Genomic DNA, 22575 nt, shown 5'->3' on the forward strand with positions numbered 1-22575 from the left:
GGTCCGTGCGGTGTTAGCGTGAGTCGATGAGCGCCGACTCGCGCTCTCGTGCGGGTCGGTCCGGCCGAGTCTCGTATCGGCCGGATTCGGTGACGGTGCCGATCCACCCGCAATCGCTACAGGCGAACAGTCCCTGGCCATCGATCAGAGCGCCGCCGCAGTCGGGGCAAGTATCCGACATCGCCGACTCAAGACTCGCGTCCGCATCCCTGACCGACCCGAGCGGCGTCGGGATTTCGCCCGTTCGGAGCGTGGCGATCGCCTCGTCTGTCGTGTACGTTTCCTCTGCCGCCTCGTTCGTGTGGGGGAAAATGCCGATCAGTTCGTCGTCCGCGTACAGCTCGAGACACAACAGCGGCGTCACCAGCCGCTCTCGCGTCGTCCCGGTCACCTGCGAGGTCGTCGTTCGCTTCCGGAACGGCGGGCGGACGCTCACGCCGCGCTCGTCGGCCCACTGGGCGAACCGCTCGAAGTTCTCGAGGACTTCCTGGTGGGGACTCTCCTCGGAAAGCGCGACTTCCTTGGGCCAGCTCCGGAGCAGCAGGTCGTCGACCGCACCCTCGGATTCGCAGGCCTGGAGCGTCTCGACCTGGGCGTCGACCGGCTCGAGCAACAGCGGTGCACGAACGTAACAGACGGTCGTTATCTCGGTTGGGTTGTCAGTCATGTGGGATCGTTGTGAGTTTTCCCAACGGAAGAACTCATAAAGGTTTCTGGGGGCGACTCAATATCAGTTGAAGGTGTATTATATCATACTAGGATGGGAGAACTGCCGGAAACCGCCGTGCTCGATCGGCGATCGATCCGAGTGACGGCGACGGCTTCGGAACCGGTCGTTCCGGGGCCATCATCGTCGTTCGGGTCGTTTCCAAAAACTCATCGTCGTCCTCATCGTCGTCGCTCGAAGATCCGAAAATCTGGCCGGATACTATGCTCGCTTCTGAATCTCCTCGCGCAGAAGCTCGCTCACGAGATCGCCGTCGGCTTTCCCCCGTAGCGCACCCATGCACTCGCCCATGAGTCCCGAAAAGGCCTGCATTCCCTCTGCTTCGACCTGACCCTCGTTTCGTTCGACGACCTCGACGACTGCCTCCCGGACCTCTTCCTCGCCCGCAGAACCGAGTCCGGCGGCTTCGGCAGCTTCATCGGCGGACTGGTCGGGCTCTTCCGCGAGCGCCGTCAGCAGATCCGGAACCCCCTCACGCGCGAGGTCTCCGCCCTCGGCCATCGCGAAGACTGACTCGAGGTGTTTCCGAGTCAGCTTCTCGACTGGCACATCGTCGCGTCGGAGTTCGGTCAGCGTCGACTCGAGCGTCGTCGCCGCCAGCGTCGGATCGATCCCATCCGCGACGACGTCCTCGAACAGCGGCATGTACTCGCCGTAGGCGACCTGTTCGGCCAGCCCCTCGCCGAGCCCATACTCGTCCTGGTAGCGCTCGACCTTTGCTGTCAGCAATTCGGGTTCCGGAACGTCGCTCGGGTCCGGTTCGACGGGCGGCACGTCCGTCTCGGGATACATCCGCGCGGCCCCCGGGAGCGGCCGCAGGTATCTGGTCGTCCCGTCGTCGTTCGCACCGCGGGTCTCCTCGGGAACGCCCTCGAGCGCGGTTCCCGCCCGCTCCGCGACGGCGTCGATCGCCGACTCCGCGATCTCGGTGTCGGCTGCGACGATCGCGACGGCATCTTCGGATCTCGCTCCGACGGCGTCTCGAAGCGACGCGACCTCGTCGTCGGTGACTCCGTACGCGGGCAGCTCGTCCGTGTGGAAGATCCCGCCCGCGCCGTGGCGCTTCGCGTGATCCGAGAACTCGGTACCGAGCCGGCGATCGGGAGCGATCTCGCGGCCCACGATTCCATCGAAGCCGTAGAGTGGTACCGCCATCACCGACCCGCCGCTGTTCAGTGCACCGCCGATGACGCCGCTCTCGGTACCCTCGAAGACCTCGGTCACGTCCCGAACGTCGCCGACCGACGCCTCGAGCTCCGAAAGCTCGTCCCGAATCGCGACGAGTTCGGCCTGTCGAGCGACCTCGTTGCGCACGATGTCGTCGATGTCGTCGAGGCTCTGGACGCCCTTGATCTCGACGCGAGCGCCCTCTTCGATCGAGACGTTGACGTCCTGGCGGATCGTCCCCAGTCCGCGCTTGACCTTCCCGGTCGAACGCAGCAACATTCCGATCCGCTCGGCCGCCTCGAGGGCCTGCTCGGGGCTCGAAATATCCGGGCTCGTCCCGATCTCGACCAGTGGAATCCCGAGTCGGTCGAGGCTGTAGCGCACGCCATCCTCGGTCTCTTCGACGCGCTGGGCGCTTTCCTCCTCGAGTAGCATGTCCTCGATCCCGACCGTGCCGTCGCTCGTTTCGATCTCGCCGTCGGTGGCGATCAGCGACGAGCGCTGAAAGCCCGACGTGTTCGAGCCGTCGACGACGATCTTGCGCATCACGTGGGCTCGATCGACGGGACTCATATCCATCAGCTGAGCGACCTCGAGCGTCGTCTCGAGGGCTTCCGCGTCGAGTTCGTGGGGCGGCTCGTCGTCCTCCTCGACGAGACAGGTCGAGTCGTAGGCGAGATATTCGAACTCGCGCTCGACCATGCTCTCCTCGACGGCGGCGTCGTCGAGTTCGCCCAGTTCGCTCCGGGTGGGATGGAGGTAGCGCGTGAACCGTCGCGTCGACGCCTCGGGCTCGCGGATGTCGGTCGGACACTGGCAGAACAGCTTCGTCGCCGTATCGAGTTGCTGGTGGATCTCCAGCCCGGCGACGAGTCCGAGGGCCTCGTAATCGTACTCGGTCATTGGCCGCCACTCGGTGGCGGAGGGGTAAAAAACCGTCCAGTTGCGGCCGGATCGTCGACGCTCCGCCTTCTCTCGGACTCGATTTGAGGAGCGTGTACGAAAGCCGATCAAACGGAATTCGGAGCCGACCGTCAGATCTCGGTATCGGTAGCCGACCGTCAGATCTCGGTGCCGTGTCCGTAGCCGATTGGGTCCGTAGCCGACTGGAAAGCACCGGGATGCGCGAATCGTTTCACTGATCACCCGTTCTACCACCAATCTTGCGTCTCGAACCCGTATCAAGCAAGCACAACGTCTACCCGACGTGATCATCACATACGAGTATGGTCCGACTCTCGACGATCGTCATCGTCATCGCGATCGTTCTCGCGATCGGTCTCGTTCCGATTCCCGTTATCCCCGGCGTCGGGATTCTCGTCGGTGTCTCCGGCATCGTTCTCGGAATTATCCTCTGGTTCCTCGGGTGGTAGTCTTCGACGGTCTACTGTCACCGTGTCCCGGCGCAGCCACGACCCGCCGTATGGGTGCACCGGAACTGACTGACAGGACTCCGTCTCAGCCACTACAGAAGTCCGTCTCAGTCGCTCGAGGACTCGGCCGACACGCCCGAACTCGAGTCGCCGTCCGACGACGTTGACCCGGTATTCGACGACTCCGTGTCCGGAATCGAGCGTGACGCGTCACCGCCGGTTTCGAGCGCGTCCGCCACCCCCTCGAGTATCCGCTCCGCTGGCACCTCGAGAGCGGATTCCGATTCAACCGCGGATACCCGCTTTCGCGGCGCATCGACGTCGCTTCCCGAAGGATCGTCTTCCCCCTGCTCCCCCTGCGTTGCGATCACGATCGAGTCGGCGATCGCATCCGCGACCTCGAGAAGGCGACGTGTACCTCCGCCGGAGGTGTCGAGCACGCTCTCCGTAACGACGGTCACGTCGGCCTCCCGAACGACGGTCTCGAACGTCGTCAGATGGGCCGGTGAGAGGGATTCGAACGGCGGGATTTCGATGCAGTCGACCGAAAGCGAGCGGGCGGTTTCGGTCGCCGTATCCCCGTCGGTGACCGGACCGAGACTAACCTCGAGGGCGGGGGGTTCGGCCGCACCGTCACCGTCTCGCGCATCGTCCTCATCTCGCGCGTTCTCGAGTCGGGCGAGCACGCGCGCGGCGATCGGCCCGGTTCCGAGGACGTGGACCCGAACGGTGTCGCGATCGATACCGGTCCACGCGCCGTCCGGACCGGAACGCGGGAACGCCGTCACGGTTTCCGATCCCGTGAGCGGATGGGTAGTGACCGTCGCGGTTGCGTCGAAGACGTCGCCGAGCGAGTCTCCCGTGAGCACGTCCGACGGCGGACCGTTCCGATAGATGTCGCCGTCGGCGAGCATCACGAGCCGATCGCAGTACCGCGCGGCCAGATCGAGGTCGTGAATCGCCGCACAGACGGTTCGTCCCTCGTCGACCAGTTCGCGGACCAGTTCGAGCGTCTCGATCTGGTGATTGACGTCGAGGCTCCCCGTCGGCTCGTCGAGCAGCATGACCGGCGTTTCCTGGGCGATCGACCGCGCCAGCACGACCCGCTGGCGCTGCCCGCCGCTGACCTCGTCGATCGGTCGGTCGGCCAACTCCGTCGTCCGGGTCCGCTCGAGGGCGCGCTCGACCGCGGCGCGGTCCTCCGACGTCGGCGACGAAAACCGCGAGCGGTGTGGATGTCGCCCCATCTCGACGACGTCACGGATGGGGAACGAAAACGAGAGCGTCGTGTCTTGGGGAACCACGGAGACGAGTCGGCTTGCGGCTCGCGAGGAGAGTTCGTGGATATCGTCTCCGCCAATCGCGACCGTTCCGGAATCGGGCTCGAGCGCGCCGCTGATCGCGCGGAGGAGCGTCGTCTTCCCAGCCCCGTTCGGTCCGACGAAGCCAACGAACTCCTCGGGCTCGATCGAGAGGGAGACGGTATCGAGTACCTCGAGATCGCCGAAGGAGAGCGAGCAGTCCTCGACGGTGATCGTGGCCGGGTCGAGATTTCGATTGACTGCGTCCCGCTCGCCCGTTCGATCGATTCCAGTCATACCGAATGCACCTCCCGGCGAGTGAGCAGAAACAGGAAGAACGGGGCCCCGAGCGCCGCCGTAACGATGCCGACTGGGACTTCGGTCGGCCCGGCTGGCCACCGCGCGATCGTGTCGGTCACGACCAGAAACGAGGCCCCTGCGAGGGCACTCGTCGGAAAGAGGATCCGGTGGTCGGGCCCAACGAGCAGCCGCATGATGTGTGGCACGACGAGTCCGACGAAGCCAATCACACCGGTGACGGCGACGCCCGCTGCGGTAACGATGCTCGCCAGCGCGAGCAACAGTAGCTTGGTCCGTTCGACATCGACGCCGAGATGGTGTGCGTCCTCCTCGCCGAGCAAGAGGACGTTGAGCTCCCGCGCGTACGCACCGAGAATGACAACGCCGATGAGGGTGACTGGCAGTGCGAACGCGACGTCGCTCCATCCCCGGTCTCGCAAGCTCCCCATCAGCCAGACGACGGCTTCCCTGAGACCGTCGCCGCTGTGGATGAGCATATACGAAATCAGTGATCCCAGAAACGCTTGGACGGCGACTCCGGCGAGCAACAGCGTTGCAACTGGCGTTCGACCACCTTCGGTGGCGATAGCGTAGACGAGAAACGCGGTCGTGAGTGCACCTGCGAACGCGGCGAGGTGCAGGTTTCCGAACGGAACGATTGCCGGGAAAGCGATCAGCGCGACCGCGCCGGCTGCAGCGCCGGACGAAACACCGATGATCGAGGGGTCCGCGAGCGGGTTCCGGAAGAACCCCTGCATAACCGTCCCCGCAGCGGCGAGTGCGAATCCGACCGTGGCTGCGAGGGCGATACGGGGCAGTCGCATCTGCGTGACGATGTACTGGTGCGTTCCGGGGACGTCGAACGAGAAAACGGACGCGTACTCGAGGCCCACCACTGGAACCGACCAGCCGAATACCGGCAGGGTTCCGGGTCCGGTTTCGAGGCCCGACGGGACGACGATCCCGTTCAGGATCGCCATCGCGACGGTCAGGGGATCGATCCGAACTGGTCCGAGTGCGGCGCTGACGACGACGGCGACGACGAGCAGGCCCGCGAGGCCCGTCGACCAGACCGCTGTCCGGACCGATCGCTTCATACACCACAACCTCGATTGGAGTAGGCAAATATTTGTTGAAGTAGGGCTCACGTATTCGACGATGCGACAACAGCTAGCCGTCCTAGTAGTACTTCTGGTGACACTATCCGCGATCGGCCCCGCCGTGGCCGGCGCGACTACCGCACCGAACGCTGCCGTTCAGGAATCGGATGCGCAGTGTGAATACCCGCTCACGATGACCGACGCGACCGGCGAGGAGGTCACGATCGAGAGCGAGCCGGAGTCGGTCGTGACGCTCTATCCGGGTGACGCCCAACTCGCCTACTCCATCGGTGCCGAGGGCAAAGTGGTCGGGATGCCGGTCAGCGAATACACGGAGTCGCTCGACGCAGGCGATCGGACTGACATTACTGGCGACGACGGGGTGACCCCCGTCGCCGAGGAAATCGTCGCGCTCAACCCCGATGTCGTCCTCGCCGCGAACATCGCCACGTTCAACGAGGACCTCCTCGAGACGCTCGACGACGCCGGGATCACGGTCGTCGTCCTCGACACCGCGACCTCGCTCGACGACGTTCGCGAGAACGTCCGCGTGACCGGGCAGGTAACCGGCGAGTGCGACGGCGCCGAGGAGACGATTGACTGGATGAACGAGCGGCTCGAAATTTACGAGGACGCTCTCGAGAACGAGTCCGAACCGCTCGCGTACTACGACGGCGGCGAGAACGGGGACACGCACGGGACGGAGACGTTCCAACACGAGGTGATGACTACTGCCGGTCTGACCAACCTGGCCGCGTCGGTCGGTCAAACCGGCTGGGGCCAGATGAACGCGGAAGTCGTCGTCGACGAGGATCCCGAGTGGATCGTCTACCCCGACCGAACGGCGGAACCGCCGTCGGCGGACAGTCTCGAGGAGACGACAGCCATCACCGAGGGCAACGTCGTCGCAGTCGACGACAACGCGATGAGCCAACCCGGCCCGAACGTCGTCTACGCGATCGAAACGATCATCGAGCAGGTCTACCCCGAAGTGTACGCCGAGATCGAAGCCGAACTCGAGGCCTCCGGCGAACCCGGTAACGGGAGCGGCAACGATACGGACGAAGACCAGAGTGACGACAGCGCTATCCCCGGATTCGGTGTTCCCGTCGCGCTCGTCGCCCTCCTAGCTACCGCCGGATTCGTCGCGCGGCGACGATAGTTCGCAGACCTCCCGTTGCTCCTGTTTTCACCGTTCTCACCGTTCGTATCGTTGTCGGCGTTCGACGTATCGTTTTGAAAAGGGTTTACTCGCCGGGCTACACAGACCATGGCATGGTCGAGAACGTCATCTGGCCCGCCTATCTCGATGCGAACCTCTCGAGGGCCGAGGGCCGACGCGTGTCCGAGGATCTGGCGGTCGAGGAACCGACGGTCGACGAGATCGCGAAGTCCGTCCAGCAGATCGGGTACGACGCCACGATCGAGCGGGACAAGTCCTACTCCCGGGAGCACTGGGCCGACCGGGGCCGGGTCGTCGTTCGCGGGGCCGACGACTCGACGAAGAACGACCTCGTCCAAGCCGTCGCGGCGTACGTCGTCGCGATGCGCGACTGACATGCGCCGAGTAGGCGCAGTCGTCCGGACCGCGCAGGGACTTGCCGTCCTCCGAGCGGACGAGGCGGACGACGCCGGCAGCGACACGCCCGACGAATTCCGCGACGAAATCGGCACGATGGTCCTCGACGATGACCTCGAGGGAGTCGGCCGGGTCGTCGACGTCTTCGGCCCGGTCTCGAGGCCGTATCTGGCGGTGACGCCGGACGACGGCGTTCACCTGCCGTCGCTGATCGGATCGACGCTGTACGCGCGATAGCGGCGTCGGTCACCGTCTCGTTTTCCGCTTCGGTTCGGTTTTCGCCACACTGTCACTGTGTCGGGGTACGACGTATCACTCCGTCGAGCCAATCGGCATGCAGTGGCGCGCGCTGTTGACTGCCCGAGTGAAAACGAGGGCAGTCGATGACGTTGCGCGAGGGATGAGTGAACGAACGTATGTGAGTGAGCGAATCGGCTGGGGAGGCCGTGGCGATTCCGTGTTGTCGCGATAGCAGGACACGTCGTTCACATCGATCCCATCAGTGCACACCGTTTATACACAGCCCTCGAGACGTAGTAGACGCCAAATCCGAAGTGGAAAAGACGATAGGAGCGGGGTGCAAACGCCGCGACATGAACGACCGGACACGGATCCTCGCCGCCGTCGGCACGACGGTCCTGCTCTTTCTCGGCGTCCAGCTCGGTGCGCTGGCGCTGGTCGAGCCGTTTCAGGAATCGGGTCGGCAGGCCGTCGAGGACCCACAGAATCCGACGAACAGCGTCCTCTACTTCGGGGTCATGCTCGTCGCAACTGGCCTCATGCTCGCCGCGTTCAGGTACGATCTCGACTGGCTCATCAGGCTCTTGCTCGTCGGCGTCAGCGTGATGATCTCGTGGTACGTCTTCGCCGAACTCGTGCCGGCTCTCGTCGGGACGTTCGTCTCCGACGGGGTCGCAAACGCCCTCGCGATCGTCGCCTCACTGGCCGTCGGCGCGGCCTTGCTGTGGTATCCCGAGTGGTACGTCATCGACAGCGCGGGGGTGGTGATGGGCGCCGGCGCCGCCGCCCTGTTCGGGATCAGTTTCGGCCTGCTGCCCGCACTCCTCCTGCTTTCGGTGCTCGCGATCTACGACGCAATCAGCGTCTACGGCACCGAACACATGCTCGACCTCGCCGACGGCGTCATGGACCTCAAGATCCCCGTCGTGCTCGTTATCCCCATGACCCTCTCCTACTCCTATCTCGAGGCCGGCAGCACTGACGACGTGCTCGAGGACGATCGCGAGCCCAACGAGAGCACCGCTGACGAGAGCGCCACTGACGAGAGCGCCACTGACGAGAGCACCGCCGACGGGAGCGCCGCCGACGGCGGTCAGCGAGACGACGCGGCCGCCGCCGGCAGTTCGGACACCGATGCCGACGAACGCGATACCGAAACCGATGCCGAGACTGACGCCGATGCCCTCGAGCGCGACGCCCTGTTCATCGGTCTCGGCGACGCCGTTATCCCATCGATTCTCGTCGCCAGCGCGGCGTACTTCCTCGAGGCCGGGGCGCTCTCGGTTCCCGGAATCGCGCTGAACCTGCCGGCGCTCGGTGCGATGGTGGGGACGATTTCCGGCCTGCTCGTGCTCATGTACATGGTCCTTGAGGGGCGCCCCCACGCCGGATTGCCGCTGCTCAACGGCGGCGCGATCGGCGGCTACCTGCTTGGCGCGCTCGCGAGCGGGCTCTCACTCGCGACGGCGATCGGGTTCTGATACGGTCTGCTGTAACGATGTACCGGTGCGACCGCAGGCCGTATTCGCGGTCGCACCCGAAATGACTGACAGCAGTCCGTATGACCGTCGCTCTCCGTCGCCGTCACCCGTCCGCTCCCTCGGTCTCGACGATATCGACCTCGAGATCGTCGTACTGCTCGAGTCCCCGAACCAGCGTGTCGATCCGCGTTCGCTCCGACTCCCTATCGCGGACGGCCCCGGTGGGGTAGATCGCCACGACGACGAGGTGGTCGCCCTCGTGTTCGTCCCGGATGCTATCCAGGGCGATGTCGAGGTCGTACTCCCCGTTCAGCGTCGCAGTTCCCTCGACGGATTCGACGGGGAACCGCTCGCCGAGCGCCTCGAGCGCGCGGCCCCCGACGGCCCGGTCGATCGACAGGCCGTCGTAGCGACGTTGCACGCGTTCGGCGAGTTCCACTGTCGACGGCCCACTGACGGGGTTGAATTCCTCGCCACCGGCGGTGACGTGTGGCGCTGCGAGCACGCTGAACGCCCCCGCCCGCACCGGTTGGTCGCCGAAGCGCTCGGCCGGGAGTTCGATCGCCCGATCGTAGACGCTATTGTAGCTCGTCAGTTCGACATCCTTGCCGCCCACCTGCTGCGTCTCGATGCGTTTTATCGTTCCCTGATACTCGTAGCCGGCTTCGGCGGCCGCCTCGTCTGAAACGCGTGCGGGTGCCGCTGAAACCATCGTCATATCGTCGGCGAAACCGCCGAGACAGCCGGCCACCGCGCCGACGCCGCCCGCCGTGAGCGCGCCGAGAAACAGCCGTCGATTCATGTGAGTCTTCGACCAGACTCGAAGAAATAAACGCCGCGGCGATCTTCACTCCCTGATTACTGTTCGACAACTCGCCCAACCAGCAACGATAGACGACCAACCGAACCGGAACATTCGACCGTGAGACGGCCGTTCGAGCAGGGACATCGGCGCCCGGTGGCGACTATCGGTCGACCGTCGAGACGTTCCGAATCTCGAATCTTGCGCCGCCGTCCCGACTCGTCTCAGCAGTGACCGACCAACCGTGCGCGTCGGCGACATCGCGAACGATTGCGAGACCGAGACCGGACCCGCCATCGGGAGAGAACCCCGACTTGAACACCTTTTCGCGGTGTTCGGCCGGAATTCCAGGTCCGTCGTCTTCGATGTAGAACCCATCGATAGCGACTCGTTCATCCGTTCCGTCCGCGGTCGACCGCTCGAGTGACGCTCCCCCCGCTCTCGGCTCGGCGGGCGCGTCGGTAGACGTCTCGGTGACTGCCTCGAGCACGCCGACCTCGATCGCGACGGCGTCGCCGCCGCGTTCGATCGTCTCGTCGACCCTCGACCGACTGCCTGTGGTGCCGTGCTCTACGCTGTTGCGAAACAGGTTTTCGAACAGGTGACTCACGAGATCGGGGTTCGCGCGAAACTCGACATCATCGGCGACCGATACTGTCGCAGATCCAGTACTGACGTGCGCCCACGCGGTCTCGACCGCCGTCTCGAGCGAGAGTACCTCGGTCTCCTCGATGTCCTCGATCGTCACGAGCGCCAGCGCGTCGTCGATGATCGACTCCATTCGCTCGAGCGACGAGCGCAACGGACTGCGGTCGCCGTCCCCGCAACCGAGATCGATGTCGTCGTCCAGTTCGAGGGTTTCCGCCTGCGCCAGGGCGACTGACAACGGGTTTCGCAGATCGTGAAAGAGGAGTTTCGCGAACCCCTCCATGCGATCCGCCTGCTCGCGAGTTCGCTGCTCGAGCCGACGCCGTTCGGTGATATCGACGTGCATGATGAGGACGAACCGCTCGTCGCCATGCTTGTACACCGTGGCCTGCATCGTAAACCAGCGCTTGCGTTCCGGTGAGTGACAGGGATACTCGAGCGAGAACTCGCCGCGGTCGCCGGTCGCGACCGCCCGTATTCCCCGTGCCGCCTGCGTCGCATCGGCATCGTCATTCGCAGCGTCACAGACCTCGAGATAGTTGGTCCCGACCCCGCCCGTTGTCTCGGGCAATCCCTCCGTCTCCCCGAACGCGTCCCACGAAGCGTTCGTGTAGACGATTACCCCCTCTGCGTCGAGAATCGCGACGTTCGCCGGCAGGGCGTCGAACCCCGCGGTGACGAACGAACTGTGATCGGCCATCGTCACCTAGTAAGCAAAACGGCTACTTGAGAGAATCGGCCATCGAGCGGTCACGACCGGAGAATCGGCGACCCTCACTCGCTCGACGGCAGCCGGTACGTCGCCCCCTCGTCGGTGTCTTGGACTTCGACGCCGAGGGCCTCGAGTTCGTCGCGCAATTCGTCGGCGCGCTCGTAGTTGCCGGCCTCGCGCTCTCGCTCGCGCACGCTGAGAACGAGGTTTACCACGTCGCCGGCGAGTGCAGCAGCGCCCGTCGTATCGCCCGTAAAGGAGAGTCCGAGGACGCCGCCAAGTTCCTCGAGAGTCTCGACGGCCTGCCGGAGTCCGCGGTAATCGTAGCCGTCGGTTTTCCGATCGCTCTCGTCGTTCGCGTCCTCGAGATGCCGGTTGATCGCCGTCGCGACCGACAGCAGCGCGGACTGCGCTTCTCGGGTATTGAAGTCGTCGTTCATCGCCGTCGCGAACGACTCGCGCGCGCCGTCGACCTCGTCGCGCAAGGACTCGTCGTCGACTTTCGAACTCGCCGCCGGGGAGTCGAGTACCTCGACGGCCGCCTCGTAGGCCCGCTCGAGTTGGTCCCATCGCTCCTCGGCCTCGGCGATCGTCTCGTCGGAGTAGAGCTGTTTGCTGTTGTACGAGCCGGCGGTCAGGAACGTCCGCATGACGTTCGTCCCCCAGCGATCGATCGCTTCGTCGACCGTGACGAAATTACCCAGACTCGAGGACATCTTCTCCTCGTCCATCTGGAACAGTTCGCAGTGGAGCCAGTAGTTCGCGAACTGCTGGCCCGTCGCGGCTTCGGACTGGGCGATCTCGTTTTCGTGGTGGGGGAAGACCAGATCGCGACCGCCGACGTGGATGTCCAGCGTCTCGTCGAGGTGGGTCATGCTCATCGCCGAGCACTCGATGTGCCAGCCGGGACGGCCCTCGCTCCACGGCGAGTCCCAGGTCAGCCCCGTGGGTGGATCTCCGCTGTGGCCGACACCTTCGTGGCGGTGCTCCGCGACCGCGTCGGGATCGACGCCGCCGGCCTTCCAGAGCGCGAAGTCCGCCGGATTGCGCTTCTCGGTGCGTTCGTCGGGATCGCCCTGAGACTCGATCTCGCCGAGCTCCTGATTCGAGAGTTTGCCGTACTCGTCGAAGCTGCTCACGTCGAAGTAGACCGAACCGTTGGACTCGTAGGCGTAGCCCTTCTCGATCAGTGTCTCGACGAGGTCGATGATCTCGGGGACGTGCTCGGAGACGCGGGGGTAGACCTCCGCCCGCAGGAGGTTCAGCGAGCGCATGTCGTCGATCGTCCGCTGAATGTAGGTCTCGGCGACGTCGGCCTCGCTCTCGCCCAGTTCGTCCTCGCCGACGCGGGCGACGATCTTCTCGTTGACGTCGGTGAAGTTCTCGACGTGACGCACGTCGTATGAGAGGTGCTCGAGCCAGCGGTGCATGACGTCGACGTGGACCCACGAGCGGGCGTGGCCCAGGTGTGGCGGATCCGAGACCGTCAGGCCACAGTAGTAGAGCAGGACGTTCTCGGGATCCCGTGGCTCGAACGGCTCTTTCTCGCCCGTCAACGTGTTCGTCACGTGCAGGGTCATTAGGCTCACTTCCCCCGGACGAAAGTTAAAGCGTGTGATGGCATCCGAACGCGGTGCTTGCTCGTCTCAAGACCGACACGCGGCGATCGCGAGAGCCAGCAGAATAACTGCGATTAGTCCAGATGGTCGAGCTCTCCGAACCGCTCGCGGTTCATCGTCGTGACGACGAATCGTCGCACCGTATCGATCAGTTCCGCTTCCGTCTCGTACGTTTCGATACGGAGGTCCCATCGGGCTCGTGCCGACCGAATCATCTCACTGGTCACGTTCGCCTCGTGGACGAAGACGATCCTGTCATCGTGTGTCTCCGCGACGTTCTCTAAGATACTGCCCGTCTCCTCTCCGATACCGAAGTTGTGGCCGAGGAACGGCACGATGAACACGGTTGCATTCGCGCACCGGGCGTACTCGATGCTCTGAGTCACTGCATCGATCTCATCGGTCTCGATATCGATGTCGACCGCGAGGAATGCGTTTACCTCAGGATCCGTTCGAAGCGTTCCTTGTAATCGTCGGAGCAGGGCTTCCGCCTCGTCGATTGCGTCCTCGTTCTGGAAGAGTTTCCTGAGAGGACCGGGCAGGTCCCCAACGGACACGTTCTGCCGTTCCTCGTCGGTCAGCACGTAGTTCAGATTGAACGATTTATACGGACCCATTAGATAGAGGAGAAATCGATCGTATTTCACGGTGCCAAGCCGGTCCGCGATAAGATCCCGCGTAATCTCCTGCGTCATATTCGGAATAATCTGCCGACAGTATATAAAGAAGTACATTTTCAGTAAATGCTGGCTTGACAAGGACTAAGAGACGAGGGCGAGTAGTCCGTGGTACGATGGGGACGAAACATACGCGGATCGCCGACGGCGATCCGACCGACCCGGACGACCTACTGCCGGAGCAGAGCGTCCTCTCCCTCGAGGAGTACCTCGAGATGCAGGCCGCGATCGGGAATCGAACCCGATTCGAGATCGTCTACCGTCTCTCTCACACGGACGAGTTGACACCGACGGAGCTCGATTCGGTACTGGAGATCGACGATAGCACGCTCCACTACCATCTCAATAAACTCCGAGACGTCGGGCTCATCGAGAAACGCGTCCGAACGGAACGGGACAGCGACGGACTCTATACGTACTACAGGGCGACGATCCTCGGTGACGTCCTCCTCGAGCACGGTGTCGAAGAGCTCCTCCGTCGCGAGTGGGATTTCAGCGAGGCGTACGATAGTAGCGAACACTATAGTAGCCACTGAAAGTCAATACCCACCTGATCGCACGACGGCTGTGCGATCAGTGTGTGAATCGTTCCAGTTGTTACTATAATTTCGCTCGCCCGTTTCGCTCGTCTCTCACTCCATCCGAACGTCCACACGATCGAGCGCGTCCTCGACCGCTCGCAGCGCGTTCGCGCCCTCGAGTCGGGCGACCACGACGACCAGCGTGCCGTCGGCGACGGCCGCCGCGCTCGGCGAAATGTCCTCGAGCGAGAGTCGCGCCAGCACCGCCGCGAGTGCGGCCGTGTCCACGTCGCCGGTCGCGACGATAGCGGTTCTGTCGCCGCCGCAGGGACCGAAGGCCGTCCCGCCGACGGTGACGAGTGCGTCGTCTTCAGCGGTCGAGGTCCCACGTTCGTCCCCGCCCTCGAGCGGCCCGATCCCGCTTTCCATTCGGACCCGCACGTCTCGCGACTCGGTCTCGTAGGTCGGCAACTCCTCGGCGTACCGCCGGAGCGCAGTCGCAATAGCGTCGATCTCGCCATCGATATCGAGATAACGGGCGGCGGCGGTGTAGTTGACGACGCCGGCTCGCAGGGCGGTCCGGAGAAACGGGTGACGGTCGACCGCCCGGCGCGTCTCGGCTGCCAGTGACATATCGGAGACGGCGTCTCGAGTCGACATAAAGTCGCCGTCATCTCGGCCCGCGCGGCCCGGCGCACTCTCGGTTCGGCCGGCTCGAAGACAGTCGTGCCGGCTCGAGGACGCAACCGTGAACCGGTTCGCCCGACAGTATATATCTCTCCAGTTGTTTGGTCTACGTATGAGTGAGTCCGAGCCGGAGCAGTCCCCCGAGGACGCCGTTCGCGAAGACGTATCGCTGTTCCTCCGCCGGAACTTCCCCCAGATCGAGATGCACGGTGGCGATTCATCGATCACCGACGTCGACCTGGACGAGCGCCGCGTCTCGATCAATCTCAGCGGTGCGTGTAGCGGCTGTGGGGTCAGCCCGATGACGACGCAGGCGATTCAGCAGCGCCTCCCGGCCGAAATAGACGACATCGACCACGTCTCCGTGAGTACCGGGCTCGACGGACTGGCCGAGCAGGGCTCCTCGGGCCGCGACGTCCCGCCCGATACCCCCTTCTGAGTCCGGGCAAGCAGCCCGTCGCCTTCGAACTCGCGACTCCGTTACCCCACTGGCCGCGACCGGGGCGCTTTTGCCTCGAGCGCGTTTTCCTCCCACTATGAATCCAGCTGCCGTCGAGGAACTTATCGAATCGAATCTCGAGGATTGTGAGGCGACGGTCTCCCACGCGCGTGACGAACACGACGAAGACCACCTCGCCGCGACGGTCGTCTCCCCCGTCTTCGATGGCCTGCCGCTCGTCCAGCAACACCAGCAGGTGTACGACGCGCTCGGTGACCACATGACGACCGACATCCACGCCCTCGAGCTATCGACGTACACCCCCGAGGAGTACGCGGATCTCGAGGCCGAATAGCGGGACGTCCGTTCACCGCGGTCGCTGTTGCACCCCGACAGCCGGCGTTGTTCGACAGCATCCGGACCCTCCGCCAAACGCCTGGGACGTGCTCGCGCGTTCGGATGCTCTTTCACACCGTGAAGCCGATTCACTGTCCGTATTCGGACGCGAGGAACGAAACCGTGAGACGCTATGCATACTTTTCTGGACAAATATTTATCGCTCTGCCCGATACCATGACGTAATGTCATCGAAGTCGAGAAGGACGACCGAATCGACCGCGGCCGGCGGCCAGAACGTCCCAGACACGCTCCCGAACGAGACGGGGAGATTTGATCGCGTCTTGGTCGCGATCGACGGCGAGACGGACGATGCGGTCGGTTCGGTCGCAGTCTCGGAAGCGCTCCGTCACGACGCGCAAGTCGACGCGCTGTCGGTCGTTCGAATGAACGCGTCGGTCGACCGGTGGGACATGGTCGTCGAGAGACGCGAGGCGAGCGCCGAAGCGGCCCTGGATGCGATCGGCGACGCGGCCACCGAAACCGACGTTTCGGTCGAGAAACGGCTTCGGTACGGCGATCCGAGCGATGAGATCGTTCGCTACGCGAGCCACAACGATATCGATCTCATCGTGCTGGGCGAACCGACTCGAACCGGTCTCCGTCGATACATCTCCTCGACGAGCGTCACCGAACGGGTCCGCCGGTCGGCACCCGTGCCCGTGCTCACGGTCCCCGGTGAGAACTGACCGCCACCACTGACGACCGGGTTTCTTCTCGATCTGCGTCCGCTCGGAACCGTAGATTTATCCACCAGTCCTGACACGTTATACGTATGGAATCCCTCCACCCCCGCATCAGGTTGCTCTGGATCGCTCGCGGGGCGATCGCCGCGATCGTCCTCGGCGGGATCCTCTTCGGCCTCGATCAGTGGCAGTTCAGCGTTCCGCTGGCGGCAATCGCCGGCGTCGTCGCGATCGGACTCGTTCTGGGAACCGTCTACGCCCTCCGCCTGTATCAGCTCTGGCGGTTCGAGCTACAGGATGACGCCCTCTACCTCGAGCGCGGCGTCGTCACGTTCGTCGAAACAGCCGTCCCCTTCGTCCGCGTCCAGCACGTCGACACCCAGTTTGGCCCCGTCGAGCGGGTGCTCGGCCTCTCGAGCGTCGTGGTCTACACGGCCGGTTCCCGGAACGCGGACGTTCGGATCCCGGGACTGACCCCCGATCGTGCGCGGCGTCTGCAGGACACCCTCCGTGAACTGGCCGTCGAGAGTGAAGCCGAGGACGCCGTCTGACATGAATCGCTTGCATCCGCTCAGCGCGGTGACGATGGCACTTCAGCGTGGGCTGACCGGATTTTCGGTTCCGGTCTTTCTCGTTGGGATGGGGTCCAGCCTCTTCGACGTCGATATCGATTTGCTGTTCGTGCTGGCCCCGATCGGCCTCGTCGCCGGCATCGGCTACGGAATCGCGTACTACTATCGGTTCACCTACGAAGCGACGCCGGACACCTTCGACGTCACATCGGGCGTCTTCTCCCGCCGGTCTCGAGAAATACCGTACCGCCGTATCCAGAACGTCGACGTCTCGCAGGGCGTGTTCCAGCGGATTCTCGGACTCGCCGTCGTCTCGATCGAGACCGCCGGTGGCGGTGAGACCGAGGCGACGTTGAACTACGTCAGCGAGGGCGAAGCCGAACGCCTTCGGGCCGAAATCCGCCGACTGACGGCCAAGACGGACGACGAAGCGAGCACTGACGAGCGCGCGGCCCCGGCCGACGGCGATGACTCGGCTACCGATGTCGGCGAGCGGGGACGGCAAACGCGCTCTCGAGACGAGGGGAAGCCGACCCTTCTGTTCGACCTCGAGTTCCGCGAACTCCTGCTCTACGCGCTGACCTCGTTCCGGTGGGGAGCGGCGGTCTTTCCGATCGCGATACTGTTCTTCTTCGGCGGTGCCAATTCCGGTTCGGGCCTCGTCCCGGCGTTCGTTCTTGACATCGCTCGCCCGTTCGGGGGCCCGGAGACGCTCGACGGTGCCGGCATGGGATCCCTCCTCGTGTTGATCGGGATCTCTCTCATCCAGTGGTCGGTCGCCACCTACGTCGCCAGCGCGATCTACACGGTCGCGAACTACTACGGGTTCCGCCTCGGGCGGGCCGGGGACGATTTCGTCTACGAGCGCGGGCTCATCCAGCGCTACAGCGGCTCGATCCCCGTCGAGAAGGTCCAGTCGGTCACCGTCACCGAGAACCCGCTCCAGCGACTGGTCGGCTACGCCGGCCTCTGGGTCGAAACCGCGGGCTACGGCCCAGACAGCAGTAGCGGCAGCCAGTCGGCCGTTCCCCTGGCCGAGACCGATCGCGTCTATCGGTTCGCCGAGAACCTCACCGGCGTCGAATCGCCGCGATTTCGAAGCCCACCAACGCTGGCTCGTCGGCGCTATCTCGTCCGGTACGCCATCGTCGCGGCTGCCGTCGTTACCGCGGCGTTCGGTCTCGCGCAGGTCTCCAGCCTCGAGCGGTGGTATCTCGCCGCGGTCGTCTTCGCCGCAGTGCCACCCGCGGCCCACCTGAAGTACGTCAATCTGGGCTACTTCGTCGGCGAGGACCACCTCGTGATCCGAAGCGGCTTCTGGAAGCGCCGGACGACCGTCGTTCCCTACTACCGCATTCAGACGGTCTCGACACGACGGTCGATCTTCCAGCGGCGGCTCGGATTGGCGTCGCTGGCCGTCGACACCGCCAGTTCGCGCACCTTCGCGTGGGGGTCGCCGACGATCGACGATATCGCCCTTGAGACGGCTCGCGACGTTCACGGCACGGGCCGAGAACGGCTCCAAACTGCCTTGCGAGAACGCGCTCGCGAGAACGATATCGGGCTTTCGGTGGATTTTACCTGACCGACCCCGACCCTCCGCGTATGGCAGACGGAGACGACTACCGAATCGAGGAGGACAGCCTCGGCGAGATGCAGGTACCCGCGGACGCCTACTGGGGTGCCCAGACCCAGCGCGCCATCGGGAACTTCCCGATCTCGGGGATCACGTTCAGTCGCCGATTCGTCCGCGGGCTCGGCGTCGTCAAGAAGGCCGCCGCACAGGCCAACCGCGACCTCGGCCTGGTCGACGACGACATCGCCGAGGCGATCATCGAGGCCGCCGACGAGGTCATCGCCGGCGAACACGACGACCAGTTCCCGGTCGACATCTTCCAGACCGGCTCCGGGACCTCTTCTAATATGAACGCAAACGAGGTCATCGCCAACCGCGCCGCCGAACTCATGGGCAGCGAGATCGGCGACCGCGTCGTCCACCCCAACGACCACGTCAACTACGGCCAGTCGAGCAACGACGTCATTCCGACCGCGATGCACGTCGCCTCACTCGAGGCCGTCGAGAAAGACGTCATCCCGGCACTGGATACCCTCCGCGAAGCGCTCGAGGAGAAAGAAGCGGAGTTCGACGACGTCGTCAAGACGGGTCGAACCCACCTGCAGGACGCGACGCCGGTCACGCTGGGCCAGGAGTTCGGCGGCTACCGGACGCAGGTCGCGAAGGGGTTGGCGCGCGTTGATAGCGTTCGCGACCACCTCGGCGAACTCGCGCTCGGCGGCACAGCAACCGGCACGGGGCTGAACACTCACGAGGAGTTCCCCGGCCGCGCGGCCGAGTACATCACGAAAGAGACTGGCGTCCAGTTCCGTGAGGCCGACAACCACTTCGAGGCCCAGGCCGCCCACGACGCGATGAGCGAAGCTCACGGCGCGCTGCGAACGGTCGCGGGCTCGTTGAACAAGATCGCTAACGACCTGCGACTGCTGGCTTCGGGTCCCCGTAACGGACTCGGCGAGATCGAACAGCCCGAAAACCAGCCCGGCTCCTCGATCATGCCCGGCAAGATCAACCCGGTCGTCGCCGAGGCCGTCAACCAGGTCCACAAGCAGGTCGTCGGCAACGACGCCGCCGTCTCCGCCGGCGCGGCGGAGGGCCAGATCGACCTCAATCTCTACAAGCCCGTCCTGGCGCACAACTTCCTCGAGTCGGCCGAACTCATCTCGAACGCGAGTCAGGTGTTCGGCGAGCGCTTCGTCCGGAAACTCGAGGCCAACGAGGAGTACTGCGAGTCGCGAGTCGAGCAGTCGATGGCGATGGCGACTTCGCTTAACGTCCACATCGGCTACGACAAGGCCAGCGAGGTCGCCAAGACCGCGCTCAAGGAGGACAAAACAGTTCGCGACGTCGTCCTCGAGAAGGGGTATCTCACCGAAGAGGAGGCCGACGAGGTGCTCGACCCCCGAAAGATGACCGAGCGCGGTATTCTCGGACAGGACGACTGAATCGACTGATCGAACCGTTTTTCAGTTCTGACGAGTGCGCTGCCGTCTCGTTCCGGCCGTCCGCGAGGATCAGCGGTCGATCGGATCGATTCGCCCCTCGTCGAGCGGGTCTTCGATATCGCCCATCACCGCCTCGAGCAGGTCGGTCACGGTTACCAGGCCGACGACCTCCCCATCCTCGATCACCAGCGCAAGTTCCTGATTCTCGGCTTGAAACTGATCGACGGCATCGCTGACGTCGACGTCGGGCGAGAGCGTCATCGGCGGTGCCGCCAGTTCGGCGAAGTCGATGTCGCCCTCGGCCAGTTTCTCGCGGTGACGGACGAAAACCGGTGCGTAGACGATGCCGCGGAAGTCGGTCATCGTTTCGCCAACCAGCGGATACCGCGTCTGCGGGCGCTCCTCCATCTTCCGGAAATTTTCTTCGGTGGTGTCCTCAGTCGACAGCGAAACGATCTCCTCGGGCGGCACCATCAGTTCGCTGATGGACTGCTCGCCGATCTGGAACGCGTTCATCACCTCTTCGCGGCGCTCGTCGGACAGGTCGCCTTCCTCGAGCACGGAGCCGAGTCGGTTCCGGAGATCCGCCCGGGACTCGATGACGTCCTCTTCAGTCTCGAGCCACGCGCCGGTCATCTCGACCCCGAAGAGTTTGAGTGTCAGTTTCGCGATGCCGTCGCCGAGCGTGATGACCGGCGAAATGATCCAGTGGAACCAGTACAGCGGCGCGGCACCGTACCGACAGACCAGCCGCGACCGCTCGACGCCGAGATACGTCGGCGTCTGCTCCCCGTGGGTCAGATGAACGAGGTTGATGATGAGGAAAGCGAGGATCGCACCGCTCCCGATCGAGGCCAGCGCCGTGTTCGCGAACACCGGCTCGAAGATGGCCGCCAACGCGGGTTCGGCCACGATCCCGACGGCGATGCTCGAGGCCGTAATCCCCACCTGGCACGTGGTGAGATACAACTCGAGGTCGTCCGTCATCTCCCACGCCCGCTCGAGTTTGGGGTTCCCGCCGACGAACTCCTCTTCGGTGAACTGCCGTGCGCGCGTCAGCGCGAACTCGATAGCCACGAAGAAGGCGTTCGCCAGGATCAGCAACACGCCCGCGATCAATCGACCGGCGATGACGAGTGGATCCATTACGCATTCCGTTTGATCGCCGCACACAAATTAGTAGCGAGACTGAGCCGAACGAAACCCGGTTTCTCGACTGATCTACCAGCGAGCGAACATAGTTTGGTGGTGTACGTTCACATGGAACACGGCTGTAGCCATCTACCAGCGTTCTGAATACTCGAACACGAGTAAACACGAAGTCTGCCCGTTCTTTATTCCCGATCGGTGGGCGGTAAATCGGGACAGTGACGCCGAATCATCTCGGAATGCGGCGCAATAAAATAACCAAGCAGTTTTAGCTGATGCTCACGTCTGACGAAATATGCACACCTGTCGCAACTGCAACCAGTCGTTCCAGACCGAGCTCGCTCTCGAGTTGCATCGAGATACGTGCAAAAAGGCACAACTCTTCTGTCAGGTATGTGGGGAGCGGTTCCGAGAGGGAACGGCGACGCAGGACGGCTGGCACTACGAGTGTCCGAACGAGGACTGTGACGGCGACGGGCTCCAGGAGGATCTCTATCGCGTCGAGGACGTCCGGACGACGACCCACTGAGCTCGCGACCCGCTTCTCGCAGCCCCAGTAGACTCGCTCTCTCGAGCGATCGGTAAAAACGGTGGTTCACGGGTTCGCGACTCTGCCGTCGAAACCCGTTCGATGCGTCGGCTCACTCGGGAACGTACGTGGCCGATTTCAGTTCGCGGACGACGGCCGACTCGTGTTCGGCGATCCCGCCGACGAGTTCGCGGGCGGCATCTTCGACATCGTCCTCGGCGACGACCCTGTTCGCCAGCCCCAGTTCGCGGGCTCGGTCAGGATCGATCGCATCGCCGGTGAGAGCGATTTCTTTCGCGGCTCTGGTTCCGACGATCCGCTCGAGTGGTGCGATCGTGTGCGTCGCGGCGATCCCGAACTGTACTTCGGGCAGGGACAGCGTCGTTTCCTCGCCGAGGACGAGGAAGTCACAGTGCAGCGAGAGGATGAACCCGATACCGACGAGTGCCCCGTGGGCCGCCACGGCCGTCGGATACGGACGCGAGGTGAGGAAGCCGTAGATCTCGTCGTTCAGGTCATTGATCTCGTCCGCGTACTTCTCGTCATACTCCTCGTCGGCGACGATCACCCTGTCCATTCCGGCACAGGTCGCCGGGCCGTTGCCGGCGATGAGAAGTCCGTCCACCGCCTCTTCTGGCAGCTCGACGAGAGCGTCACGTAGCTCTGAAAGGAGCTCGAGGGTGACGGCGTTGCGTTTGTCCGGACGATTCAATCGGACGGTAGCGATCCCATCGGATCGATCCACCGCGACGAGACCGGGCGTTGTCATGCCGATTACCACCCGTCCACTCCGCATAAATTCGGGGGTAATCGAACTAAACGCAACCCGACCCGTCGGACTCTCACGGC

General features: G+C 64.0%; 24 protein-coding genes. 13 read left to right on the top strand and 11 right to left on the bottom strand.

The features are described 5' to 3' along the window. Positions 1-13: 13 nt before the first annotated feature. A complete protein-coding gene (locus tag ACEWFR_RS08325; protein WP_374060590.1) occupies positions 14-667 on the bottom strand; it encodes an HTH domain-containing protein in 654 nt (217 codons plus the stop codon). A 261-nt stretch (positions 668-928) separates the two neighbouring features. Continuing rightward, a complete protein-coding gene (gene gatE / locus ACEWFR_RS08330) occupies positions 929-2797 on the bottom strand; it encodes a Glu-tRNA(Gln) amidotransferase subunit GatE (protein ID WP_374060591.1) in 1869 nt (622 codons plus the stop codon). A 323-nt stretch (positions 2798-3120) separates the two neighbouring features. Here gatE and ACEWFR_RS08335 point away from each other — a divergent pair, with 323 nt between their 5' ends. Further along, positions 3121-3267: a hypothetical protein gene (locus ACEWFR_RS08335; RefSeq protein ID WP_374060592.1), complete on the top strand. Its 147-nt coding sequence runs from the start codon at positions 3121-3123 to the stop codon at positions 3265-3267. Positions 3268-3374: 107 nt separating this feature from the next. Here the strand turns inward: ACEWFR_RS08335 and ACEWFR_RS08340 are convergent, their stop codons facing one another. Together ACEWFR_RS08340 and btuC are read right to left on the bottom strand one after the other, a co-directional pair. Continuing rightward, positions 3375-4865, bottom strand: a complete 1491-nt coding sequence (locus tag ACEWFR_RS08340; RefSeq protein ID WP_374060593.1) for an ATP-binding cassette domain-containing protein — start codon at positions 4863-4865, stop codon at positions 3375-3377. Continuing rightward, positions 4862-5965, bottom strand: coding sequence for a vitamin B12 ABC transporter permease BtuC (gene btuC / locus ACEWFR_RS08345; protein ID WP_374060594.1), 1104 nt, complete (start codon positions 5963-5965; stop codon positions 4862-4864). Before btuC ends, ACEWFR_RS08340 begins: the two co-directional genes overlap by 4 nt. A 61-nt stretch (positions 5966-6026) precedes the next feature. Between btuC and ACEWFR_RS08350 the strand changes: the two genes are divergently transcribed. The 4 genes from ACEWFR_RS08350 to ACEWFR_RS08365 all read left to right on the top strand — a co-directional run bounded on the left by ACEWFR_RS08350 (position 6027) and on the right by ACEWFR_RS08365 (position 9268). Continuing rightward, the gene (locus tag ACEWFR_RS08350) at positions 6027-7130 is read left to right on the top strand and encodes a PGF-CTERM-anchored ABC transporter substrate-binding protein (RefSeq protein ID WP_374060595.1); all 1104 of its coding nucleotides are present in this window, start codon (positions 6027-6029) and stop codon (positions 7128-7130) included. Positions 7131-7243: 113 nt separating this feature from the next. After that, positions 7244-7525: a signal recognition particle subunit SRP19 gene (gene srp19, locus ACEWFR_RS08355; protein WP_098727112.1), complete on the top strand. Its 282-nt coding sequence runs from the start codon at positions 7244-7246 to the stop codon at positions 7523-7525. A gap of 1 nt (position 7526) precedes the next feature. Beyond that, the gene (locus tag ACEWFR_RS08360; RefSeq protein ID WP_098727113.1) at positions 7527-7784 is read left to right on the top strand and encodes an H/ACA ribonucleoprotein complex subunit GAR1; all 258 of its coding nucleotides are present in this window, start codon (positions 7527-7529) and stop codon (positions 7782-7784) included. 356 nt (positions 7785-8140) lie between these two features. Then, positions 8141-9268 (top strand): presenilin family intramembrane aspartyl protease PSH, encoded by a 1128-nt coding sequence (locus tag ACEWFR_RS08365; protein WP_374060596.1) that lies wholly within the window; start codon positions 8141-8143, stop codon positions 9266-9268. 103 nt (positions 9269-9371) lie between these two features. Here the strand turns inward: ACEWFR_RS08365 and ACEWFR_RS08370 are convergent, their stop codons facing one another. The 4 genes from ACEWFR_RS08370 to ACEWFR_RS08385 all read right to left on the bottom strand — a co-directional run bounded on the left by ACEWFR_RS08370 (position 9372) and on the right by ACEWFR_RS08385 (position 13744). After that, complete coding sequence (locus ACEWFR_RS08370; protein WP_374060597.1) at positions 9372-10070, bottom strand: DUF6517 family protein; 699 nt, start codon at positions 10068-10070, stop codon at positions 9372-9374. A gap of 163 nt (positions 10071-10233) precedes the next feature. Continuing rightward, positions 10234-11418 (bottom strand): ATP-binding protein, encoded by a 1185-nt coding sequence (locus ACEWFR_RS08375; RefSeq protein ID WP_374060598.1) that lies wholly within the window; start codon positions 11416-11418, stop codon positions 10234-10236. A gap of 74 nt (positions 11419-11492) precedes the next feature. Next, positions 11493-13010 carry a cysteine--tRNA ligase gene (cysS, locus tag ACEWFR_RS08380; RefSeq protein ID WP_374060599.1) on the bottom strand — a complete coding sequence of 506 codons (1518 nt, stop codon included), beginning with the start codon at positions 13008-13010 and terminating at the stop codon, positions 11493-11495. Positions 13011-13123: 113 nt separating this feature from the next. Further along, on the bottom strand, positions 13124-13744 hold the full coding sequence (locus ACEWFR_RS08385; protein ID WP_374060600.1) for a hypothetical protein: 621 nt from the start codon (positions 13742-13744) through the stop codon (positions 13124-13126). A 98-nt stretch (positions 13745-13842) separates the two neighbouring features. Here ACEWFR_RS08385 and ACEWFR_RS08390 point away from each other — a divergent pair, with 98 nt between their 5' ends. Beyond that, positions 13843-14262 (top strand): helix-turn-helix domain-containing protein, encoded by a 420-nt coding sequence (locus tag ACEWFR_RS08390; protein ID WP_374060601.1) that lies wholly within the window; start codon positions 13843-13845, stop codon positions 14260-14262. 96 nt (positions 14263-14358) lie between these two features. Here ACEWFR_RS08390 and ACEWFR_RS08395 read toward each other — a convergent pair whose 3' ends face one another. Next, positions 14359-14880 carry a hypothetical protein gene (locus ACEWFR_RS08395; RefSeq protein WP_374060602.1) on the bottom strand — a complete coding sequence of 174 codons (522 nt, stop codon included), beginning with the start codon at positions 14878-14880 and terminating at the stop codon, positions 14359-14361. A 166-nt stretch (positions 14881-15046) separates the two neighbouring features. Between ACEWFR_RS08395 and ACEWFR_RS08400 the strand changes: the two genes are divergently transcribed. The 6 genes from ACEWFR_RS08400 (at position 15047) to ACEWFR_RS08425 (ending at position 20048) form a co-directional block, all read left to right on the top strand. Beyond that, on the top strand, positions 15047-15373 hold the full coding sequence (locus tag ACEWFR_RS08400; protein ID WP_374060603.1) for a NifU family protein: 327 nt from the start codon (positions 15047-15049) through the stop codon (positions 15371-15373). 97 nt (positions 15374-15470) lie between these two features. Beyond that, positions 15471-15728 carry a BolA family protein gene (locus ACEWFR_RS08405; RefSeq protein WP_098727121.1) on the top strand — a complete coding sequence of 86 codons (258 nt, stop codon included), beginning with the start codon at positions 15471-15473 and terminating at the stop codon, positions 15726-15728. A 226-nt stretch (positions 15729-15954) separates the two neighbouring features. Next, positions 15955-16458, top strand: coding sequence for a universal stress protein (locus ACEWFR_RS08410; protein WP_374060604.1), 504 nt, complete (start codon positions 15955-15957; stop codon positions 16456-16458). Positions 16459-16544: 86 nt separating this feature from the next. Next, positions 16545-17006, top strand: a complete 462-nt coding sequence (locus ACEWFR_RS08415) for a PH domain-containing protein (protein WP_374060605.1) — start codon at positions 16545-16547, stop codon at positions 17004-17006. A 34-nt stretch (positions 17007-17040) separates the two neighbouring features. Beyond that, a complete protein-coding gene (locus ACEWFR_RS08420; protein WP_374060606.1) occupies positions 17041-18612 on the top strand; it encodes a PH domain-containing protein in 1572 nt (523 codons plus the stop codon). A gap of 20 nt (positions 18613-18632) precedes the next feature. Beyond that, positions 18633-20048, top strand: coding sequence for a class II fumarate hydratase (locus tag ACEWFR_RS08425; protein WP_374060607.1), 1416 nt, complete (start codon positions 18633-18635; stop codon positions 20046-20048). A gap of 69 nt (positions 20049-20117) precedes the next feature. Here ACEWFR_RS08425 and ACEWFR_RS08430 read toward each other — a convergent pair whose 3' ends face one another. After that, a complete protein-coding gene (locus tag ACEWFR_RS08430; RefSeq protein WP_374060608.1) occupies positions 20118-21194 on the bottom strand; it encodes a hemolysin family protein in 1077 nt (358 codons plus the stop codon). Positions 21195-21492: 298 nt separating this feature from the next. On the opposite strand from ACEWFR_RS08430, the gene ACEWFR_RS08435 reads away from it, so the two are divergent. Continuing rightward, the gene (locus tag ACEWFR_RS08435) at positions 21493-21726 is read left to right on the top strand and encodes an HVO_2901 family zinc finger protein (protein ID WP_098727128.1); all 234 of its coding nucleotides are present in this window, start codon (positions 21493-21495) and stop codon (positions 21724-21726) included. A 112-nt stretch (positions 21727-21838) separates the two neighbouring features. Here the strand turns inward: ACEWFR_RS08435 and ACEWFR_RS08440 are convergent, their stop codons facing one another. After that, entirely contained in the window at positions 21839-22495 is a 657-nt protein-coding gene (locus tag ACEWFR_RS08440) for an enoyl-CoA hydratase/isomerase family protein (RefSeq protein ID WP_374060609.1), read from the bottom strand. Between the last annotated feature and the right edge of the window lie 80 nt (positions 22496-22575).

Source organism: Natrinema sp. H-ect4, assembly GCF_041894845.1.
Lineage (GTDB): Archaea > Halobacteriota > Halobacteria > Halobacteriales > Natrialbaceae > Natrinema.

What these genes read in the sequence shown, in the direction of transcription:
- ACEWFR_RS08340 (WP_374060593.1), bottom strand. Translation starts at nt 4,865, where the DNA reads ATGACTGGAATCGATCGAACGGGCGAGCGGGACGCAGTCAATCGAAAT.
- cysS (WP_374060599.1), bottom strand. Translation starts at nt 13,010, where the DNA reads ATGACCCTGCACGTGACGAACACGTTGACGGGCGAGAAAGAGCCGTTC.
- ACEWFR_RS08410 (WP_374060604.1), top strand. Translation starts at nt 15,955, where the DNA reads ATGTCATCGAAGTCGAGAAGGACGACCGAATCGACCGCGGCCGGCGGC.
- ACEWFR_RS08335 (WP_374060592.1), top strand. Translation starts at nt 3,121, where the DNA reads ATGGTCCGACTCTCGACGATCGTCATCGTCATCGCGATCGTTCTCGCG.
- ACEWFR_RS08385 (WP_374060600.1), bottom strand. Translation starts at nt 13,744, where the DNA reads ATGACGCAGGAGATTACGCGGGATCTTATCGCGGACCGGCTTGGCACC.
- ACEWFR_RS08395 (WP_374060602.1), bottom strand. Translation starts at nt 14,880, where the DNA reads ATGTCACTGGCAGCCGAGACGCGCCGGGCGGTCGACCGTCACCCGTTT.
- gatE (WP_374060591.1), bottom strand. Translation starts at nt 2,797, where the DNA reads ATGACCGAGTACGATTACGAGGCCCTCGGACTCGTCGCCGGGCTGGAG.
- ACEWFR_RS08435 (WP_098727128.1), top strand. Translation starts at nt 21,493, where the DNA reads ATGCACACCTGTCGCAACTGCAACCAGTCGTTCCAGACCGAGCTCGCT.
- ACEWFR_RS08400 (WP_374060603.1), top strand. Translation starts at nt 15,047, where the DNA reads ATGAGTGAGTCCGAGCCGGAGCAGTCCCCCGAGGACGCCGTTCGCGAA.
- ACEWFR_RS08360 (WP_098727113.1), top strand. Translation starts at nt 7,527, where the DNA reads ATGCGCCGAGTAGGCGCAGTCGTCCGGACCGCGCAGGGACTTGCCGTC.
- ACEWFR_RS08420 (WP_374060606.1), top strand. Translation starts at nt 17,041, where the DNA reads ATGGCACTTCAGCGTGGGCTGACCGGATTTTCGGTTCCGGTCTTTCTC.
- btuC (WP_374060594.1), bottom strand. Translation starts at nt 5,965, where the DNA reads ATGAAGCGATCGGTCCGGACAGCGGTCTGGTCGACGGGCCTCGCGGGC.
- ACEWFR_RS08370 (WP_374060597.1), bottom strand. Translation starts at nt 10,070, where the DNA reads ATGAATCGACGGCTGTTTCTCGGCGCGCTCACGGCGGGCGGCGTCGGC.
- ACEWFR_RS08405 (WP_098727121.1), top strand. Translation starts at nt 15,471, where the DNA reads ATGAATCCAGCTGCCGTCGAGGAACTTATCGAATCGAATCTCGAGGAT.
- ACEWFR_RS08325 (WP_374060590.1), bottom strand. Translation starts at nt 667, where the DNA reads ATGACTGACAACCCAACCGAGATAACGACCGTCTGTTACGTTCGTGCA.
- ACEWFR_RS08415 (WP_374060605.1), top strand. Translation starts at nt 16,545, where the DNA reads ATGGAATCCCTCCACCCCCGCATCAGGTTGCTCTGGATCGCTCGCGGG.
- ACEWFR_RS08425 (WP_374060607.1), top strand. Translation starts at nt 18,633, where the DNA reads ATGGCAGACGGAGACGACTACCGAATCGAGGAGGACAGCCTCGGCGAG.
- srp19 (WP_098727112.1), top strand. Translation starts at nt 7,244, where the DNA reads ATGGTCGAGAACGTCATCTGGCCCGCCTATCTCGATGCGAACCTCTCG.
- ACEWFR_RS08350 (WP_374060595.1), top strand. Translation starts at nt 6,027, where the DNA reads ATGCGACAACAGCTAGCCGTCCTAGTAGTACTTCTGGTGACACTATCC.
- ACEWFR_RS08375 (WP_374060598.1), bottom strand. Translation starts at nt 11,418, where the DNA reads ATGGCCGATCACAGTTCGTTCGTCACCGCGGGGTTCGACGCCCTGCCG.
- ACEWFR_RS08430 (WP_374060608.1), bottom strand. Translation starts at nt 21,194, where the DNA reads ATGGATCCACTCGTCATCGCCGGTCGATTGATCGCGGGCGTGTTGCTG.
- ACEWFR_RS08365 (WP_374060596.1), top strand. Translation starts at nt 8,141, where the DNA reads ATGAACGACCGGACACGGATCCTCGCCGCCGTCGGCACGACGGTCCTG.
- ACEWFR_RS08390 (WP_374060601.1), top strand. Translation starts at nt 13,843, where the DNA reads ATGGGGACGAAACATACGCGGATCGCCGACGGCGATCCGACCGACCCG.
- ACEWFR_RS08440 (WP_374060609.1), bottom strand. Translation starts at nt 22,495, where the DNA reads ATGACAACGCCCGGTCTCGTCGCGGTGGATCGATCCGATGGGATCGCT.